The organism is Bradyrhizobium sp. SHOUNA76, assembly GCF_023006445.1.
GTDB lineage: Bacteria > Pseudomonadota > Alphaproteobacteria > Rhizobiales > Xanthobacteraceae > Bradyrhizobium.
In genome coordinates this window covers 1-5,817 of the sequence record NZ_JALBHA010000417.1, presented here as the reverse complement: position 1 = coordinate 5,817, position 5,817 = coordinate 1, and the positions used below count along the sequence as shown (strand labels likewise).

Annotated in this window: 7 protein-coding genes and 1 pseudogene; 5 read left to right on the top strand and 3 right to left on the bottom strand. The window is 63.9% G+C overall.

All coding sequences use genetic code 11. The features are described 5' to 3' along the window. From MOV74_RS29425 to MOV74_RS29415, 3 genes and pseudogenes are all read left to right on the top strand, one after another. Positions 1-858: pseudogene (locus MOV74_RS29425) on the top strand (hypothetical protein); the annotation flags it as partial. A 248-nt stretch (positions 859-1,106) separates the two neighbouring features. Beyond that, the gene (locus MOV74_RS29420) at positions 1,107-1,514 is read left to right on the top strand and encodes a hypothetical protein (RefSeq protein ID WP_246930173.1); all 408 of its coding nucleotides are present in this window, start codon (positions 1,107-1,109) and stop codon (positions 1,512-1,514) included. Between the two features lie 29 nt (positions 1,515-1,543). Further along, positions 1,544-1,897 (top strand): ADP-ribosylation/crystallin J1, encoded by a 354-nt coding sequence (locus MOV74_RS29415; RefSeq protein WP_246930171.1) that lies wholly within the window; start codon positions 1,544-1,546, stop codon positions 1,895-1,897. Positions 1,898-1,918: 21 nt separating this feature from the next. Here the strand turns inward: MOV74_RS29415 and MOV74_RS29410 are convergent, their stop codons facing one another. Further along, positions 1,919-2,275, bottom strand: coding sequence for a hypothetical protein (locus MOV74_RS29410; protein ID WP_246930169.1), 357 nt, complete (start codon positions 2,273-2,275; stop codon positions 1,919-1,921). Positions 2,276-2,425: 150 nt separating this feature from the next. Between MOV74_RS29410 and MOV74_RS29405 the strand changes: the two genes are divergently transcribed. After that, complete coding sequence (locus tag MOV74_RS29405; RefSeq protein ID WP_246930167.1) at positions 2,426-2,809, top strand: VOC family protein; 384 nt, start codon at positions 2,426-2,428, stop codon at positions 2,807-2,809. Here MOV74_RS29405 and MOV74_RS29400 read toward each other — a convergent pair. Continuing rightward, positions 2,806-3,249 (bottom strand): RbsD/FucU family protein, encoded by a 444-nt coding sequence (locus tag MOV74_RS29400; RefSeq protein ID WP_246930166.1) that lies wholly within the window; start codon positions 3,247-3,249, stop codon positions 2,806-2,808. The two genes, MOV74_RS29405 and MOV74_RS29400, sit on opposite strands and share 4 nt — an antisense overlap. A 165-nt stretch (positions 3,250-3,414) precedes the next feature. On the opposite strand from MOV74_RS29400, the gene MOV74_RS29395 reads away from it, so the two are divergent. Next, a complete protein-coding gene (locus MOV74_RS29395; protein ID WP_246930165.1) occupies positions 3,415-5,229 on the top strand; it encodes a caspase family protein in 1,815 nt (604 codons plus the stop codon). Positions 5,230-5,473: 244 nt separating this feature from the next. Here the strand turns inward: MOV74_RS29395 and MOV74_RS29390 are convergent. Then, positions 5,474-5,817: pyridoxal-phosphate dependent enzyme (locus MOV74_RS29390; RefSeq protein WP_246930164.1), on the bottom strand; the 344-nt coding region annotated here is incomplete at its 5' end.

Here is a 5,817-nt window from a genome sequence, read left to right as displayed (position 1 = left end):
CCTGCCGAGACCGCGCCTGCCCCGACCGCAGCCGCAGCGATGGCCGGCGAAGCCCCCGTGGCTTCTACGGAGCCGCCACAGGATGTCGTGGCAACTGCCGAGCCCGAAACCTTCGTGGAAGCGGCCGTCGCCACCGAAGCGTTCGCCGAGGCCGAGCAAGCAATGGACGCGGCCGTCGCGCCGGAGATTGCGGCCGAAAGCGAGATCGCTGTCGGAAACACCGCGCTCGACCATGTGGCGCCGGAGAGTGTCGCGCCTGGAGAAACCACGCCTGAAGACGTTTCGTTTGAAGAGCCGGTCACGGACACCGCTGACGCATTCGCGCTCGACGCTGCCGCGCAAGCCGAAGACGACGCCGTGCTCGAGGCCATCGCGATGGAGATGGCCGCGCCGGATCCGGAGTTCGACGAGATCATCGCAACGGTCGAGATGGAAACCGCCACTCCGGAACCGAGGCCAGCGGAGCCCGCAGCGCCCGTTGCCGCCGAGCTTCCGGAGCCGGTCGCACCTCTGCCGGCCGTTGCCCCGGTGATGGAAGAGCAGGTCGCGGATGCGCCCATCGCGATGGACTCGCTCGCGCGCCTTACCGACGCCATTGCGGAGGCCGCCGCCGAAGTGATGGAGCAGCAGGTCCCGGCCATGGCTGCGACGGCGACATTCGCCGCAGCACCAGCAGCAACGCTGCCACCGATACCCTCACCCCTGTCTGCATCCTTGTCCGCGTCCTTGCCCGAGCCCTCGCTCGGCGCCACCATCCTCGCCAGCGGCATTCTGCAGAAGCCTCGCGCGCCCGCCAACGATCCCCTCGCGCCGATCCGCCGCATGACCCAGGCCGAAAAGATCGCGTTCTTCTCGTAAGGACGAGTGCAGCTTCCAGTCCCGTCATCCTGAGGCGCGAGGCTTGCGATGCGAAAGCATTGCAAGCCGAGCCTCGAAGGATGCACGGCCGCGATGCAGCCGGGCCGTCGCCCTTCGAGGCTTGCTCCACGGCGCATTCGCGCCGCAGAGCGCGCACCTCAGGGTGACGGAGCTAGATGGGCTTGCGCCGCTCACTCTCGTGTCCCGGCTATTGACCACGCCGCAGCTTCGCTAGACCCTGTATCGCCATGGACGAAAATGACCTGCTCGCGCGCTTTGGCCTCACTCCGGATGCTGCCGATCTTCCGGAGATCCGCCGGATGATCCAAACTGCGATTGCTGACAGCAATCGAGAAAGCAATGAGCCATTGAGGCTCTTGTGCATACAGCTGTTCTCGGCAGGCATCCCGAGCGACGCTCTTCTGATCTATAGAGCCAAGATGTCCTCTTTCGATGCGTCATGCTACATCGACATTCAGCTCGCCTGCGGGGCTGGCCTTGAGACTACTAAAGCATTTCTGCAAGCAAGCAGTGCTTCCGAGGCGAAAGCGCTCCTCGCTGTGCTGGAAGACAATAAGTACGCCACGGATTTTGAGGGCTTTACACCCCAGCGACAGCTCGATTCTTATCGACGCTATTACGGGCTCTCCTCTTAATTCTCGGCATATTTGCCCTCGGCTGAATGATGACACCCACCGAAGACACCCTCACCCTCTGGCGTCCCGTTGGTCCCAAAGAGCTGGAGCTGATCCAGCAAACCGGCATGCGCGCGTTTCCCCCGCGCCTGCCTGACCAGCCGATCTTCTATCCGGTGCTGACCGAAGACTATGCAATCAAGATCGCGCGCGACTGGAATGTCCCGGCCAGCGGCACGGGCTTCGTGACGCGCTTCGAGGTCAAGCGAAGCTTCATCGCGAGGTACGACGTGCAGGAAGCCGGCGGGCGCTCGCATCTGGAGTACTGGATTCCGGCCGAAGAGCTCGATGCCTTCAATGCCGCAATCGTCGGACTGATCGAGGTCGTCCGAAGCTTCCCCTAGCCGCACTCGGCGACCGGCCGATCACCCGCAATTCCACACCGCCCCGATCGGCGTGCGCGTCCAGCACGGACCAAAGCTGCCGCCATTGTAGCGGCCGCCGTTGAAGCCGGGGCGGCCGAAATAGTGCCACTCGCCGTCCCAACGGTAATATTGCGGAACCGGGTCGATATACCAATGACGTCGGTCGGCGCGCGACATTCGGCGCATCGCGTCTTTCTGCTTGTAGAGCGGAATGCTGTTGCTCAGCGGCTGCCGATAGCCCGGCAGGAAGCCGTAGCCTTTCCAGACCGGCTTAGCAGGCTTGTTTGACGCAGCGGGCGCTGTGGCGGGCAGCAGCGACAGGATGATGGCAACAGATAGACACACAAGGCGAGACATGGTTCGACAATAAACAGGCGGATGCGAGAAGACCACTCAAATTCGAGTGCGAGGCTTTTCGTCGCTTCTGCTCATCGGCTTCTCTCGATAGGCTTGCAAGGTGCAGCACGAGTGCTGCGCGAAACGTCTTGCAAGTTCCGGAGTGGACCCATGTCTGAGCACCCGCGCGTCGGCGCCTTCGCGATCATTCCGAGCAACGATCTTCCTGCCGCCAAGCCGTTCTGGGAACGTCTCGGCTTTGCGCGGACGGGCGGCGATGACGGCTATGTCATCATGAGCGGTTGGGGATGCGAGGTACATCTCACGCAAGCCGGCGATGGCCCATGGCGTGTGCCGGAGCACAATCCCTTCGGCGTCTTCATCCGCACGCCAGACGTCGAGGCCATCGCCGCGCGCGTGGACGATCTGATCATCCGCCCCGGCGGCGTGCTGCGTCACCGCGAATGGGGCATGTATGAAGTGGGCATCAACGGTCCCGACGGCCTCCTCGTCCGGATCGGCTGGCCGTCGGAGCTGATGCGCCAGTCCAGCTAACTGATCACTCCCTTGCGGATCAGGAAGCAGCCGTAGCCCCTGCTGTCGCCGACCTGCACGACGCCGAAACCCGCCGCTGCCGCGCGATAGAAATCCGCCCGAGAGAGCTTGCCGGGAGCAATGGTGCTGCCGCTGGCGCGTTCGATCTCGGCCAGCACTGCGCGCTGCACGTCGGGCACGCGGTCGGGATCGTCGACCGGCATCATCACGCGCACCGGGTCGGGATCGAAATCGTCGAGCGGATAGACCGACATGATGGCGCGGACGGCCGTCTCCATCGTCATGCCCGGCAACTGGATCAGGCGCTGCGACGACGTGCTGCGGGCGATGTGCGTGGCCGGGTGGTTGGCGTCGACGACCACGAGGTCGTCGCCGTGGCCCATGGAAGCGAGCAGCCAGAGCAGGTCGGGCGTCAGGATCGGATCGATCGATTTCAGCATGTGACGGCGGTTCCTCCCAATCGATCGCTAACCATAGCAGGTTCCAAGCGTGATTCAGATCACGTTGATCGCCATGGTGATTGGGATCACGGACTTCAACCTCGAACGCGGCCAAGCTTCCTCGCAACCAATCTCGCATCGAGATCAGTGCCAGAGGAGCACGCCATGTTCCGCCTAAAGCCTTTCCTGATGACTGCGGGTCTGCTGGGAAGCCTGTTCGGCTTCGCCTGCGGGCCCGCTTCCGCGCAGGTTGCCCCTGTCCAGCCCGCCTCCACCGCGCTGCAAGGCCCGGAGCAGCGGGTGGCGCTGGTGATCGGCAATGCGAACTACCAAAACGCACCGCAGCTTGCGAACCCCGACGACGACGCGCAATCGATGGCGCAGTTCCTGAACTCCGCCGGCTTCGAAGTGGTCTCAGCAACCGATTTGACCCAGAACGACATGCTCCGCGTCGTCCAGGACTTCTCCGCCAAGGTCGCTTCGCGCGGTCCGAACACAGTGGCGATGGTCTATTATGCCGGCCACGGCGTGCAGCTCGCCGGTGAGAACTACCTGGTTCCGGTCGACGCGAAGATCTCCAACCCCACCGAGCTCGTCAGCAATTCGGTGCGCCTCGTCGACGTGATGTCGACGCTGGAGACAATCCCGAGCCGCATGCGCATCGTCATCCTCGATGCCTGCCGCAATAATCCGTTCCCGAGCGTGAACGACGCCGGCCGCGGCCTTGCCATCGTCGATGCGCCGAACGGCTCGATCGTGGGTTACTCGACCGCGCCGGGCGCCGAAGCGCTCGACGGCACTGGCGGCCACAGCCCGTATACGCAAGCCTTCCTGAACGTCGCACGCGAGCCCAACGTGCCGATCGAGCAGCTGTTCAAGCGCGTGCGCCTGCAGGTGAACCAGACCACCAGCGGCGCGCAGATTCCGTGGGAGAGCTCCTCGCTCACGAGCGACTTCACCTTCTTCGGCGACACCGCCGTCGCCGCCAACCGCGCGCCGGTCAAGGCGCCGGTGGTGCAGATGGCGGCCAACCTGCCGAGCCGCTCGACGCGCCAGGCTTATGATTACGTCGTGTCCGAGGGCCGGCCGGAATATTATCAGGAGTTCATCCAGATGTATCCGCACGACCCGCTGTGCGACCACGTCCGCTGGCTGCTCAATAACATCCTGCTCTCGCAGGCCTGGCACAAGGCGGTGCTCGTGAACTCGCCGCTCGGCTACAAGACCTTCTATGACAGCTACGGCAACAGCCCCTATGCGCAAGTCGCGCTGCACCTGCAGGCGCAGCCGAAGCAGATCCCCTTGATGCAGGCGACCAAGTTCCTGGCGCCGCAGAACATTGCCCCGACCTTCAAGATCGGCAATCTCGGCCAGCCCAAATACATGCCCTCGCAGCAGGGTAATGGTGGGCCGCAGATGGGCGGCAACCTGCCGGTCGTCCAGAAGCCGGTCGACGGCAATGTCATCGGCAAGCTCGGCAATGGCGGCCAGATCGTCAACCTGCCCTCGGGCAACAACAACCAGCCGGGCCAGCCGAACGGCACGCCGTCGCAGCCCCCGGGCAAGATCGTCACCCTGCCTGCGCCGACCAACACGACCAACACCAATGGCGGCGTTGGCAGGATCGTCACCCTGCCAGCGACCAACACCCCAAATGGCGGCAACGTCAACGGCAAGCCGGGCAAGATCGTGAGCATGCCCGTGAATGTCGGCAAGGGCGGCACGACTATCGAGACGAAGCCGGTGGTCCAGACTCAGAACAACCCGATCCGCGTTAACAACGGCAACACCGGCATCGTGAAGCTCAACAACAACCCGGCGAACAAGGTGCAGGTTCAGAACAACGTGCAGGACAAGCGCCCGCAGCTCAACACGACGCCGACCCGCATGGTCAACAGCGGCAACAACTTCCGGCAGTCGATGAACCAGGCGCCGAGCATGAATGGCGGCGGTAACAACCATCGCGGCTTCATGCACTGATCGAGCGAAGAAGAAGGTGCGCTCCCTCCCCCGCAAGCGGGAGAGGTTGCACCGAACAAGCCGCGCATTCGAACCTCGAAGTCGATAAAACAAAGGGGCAGAGCGGCAACGCTCTGCCCCTTTGTCATGTTAGTTCTTGTCATTCCGGGATGCGCCGCGAGGCGCAGGCCCGGAATCTATCGTGCAGCAGAGACAGTGCGGAAATGGATCCCGAGCTCTCGCTTCGCGAGCCCCGGAATGACGATCAGGCCACCAGCTCCGCAAACAAATCCGCATCGACATTGCCGCCGGAGAGCACGATGACGACGTTCTTGCCGGCAACGTCGAGACGCCCCGCCAGCAGCGCCGCGAGACCGACGGCGCCGCCGGGCTCCACCACGAGCTTCAGTTCGCGATAGGCGAACGCGACAGCGGCACCGACTTCCTTGTCCGACGCCGTGACGCCGCGCGCGAGCAGCTTGCTGTTGATCGCAAACGTCATCTCGCCGGGGATCAGGGCCATGAGCGCATCGCAGATGGTGCGGCCCGCGGGCGGATGCGGCTCGCGATGGCCGGCGCTCAGCGAGATGCCGTGGTCGTCGAATGCCT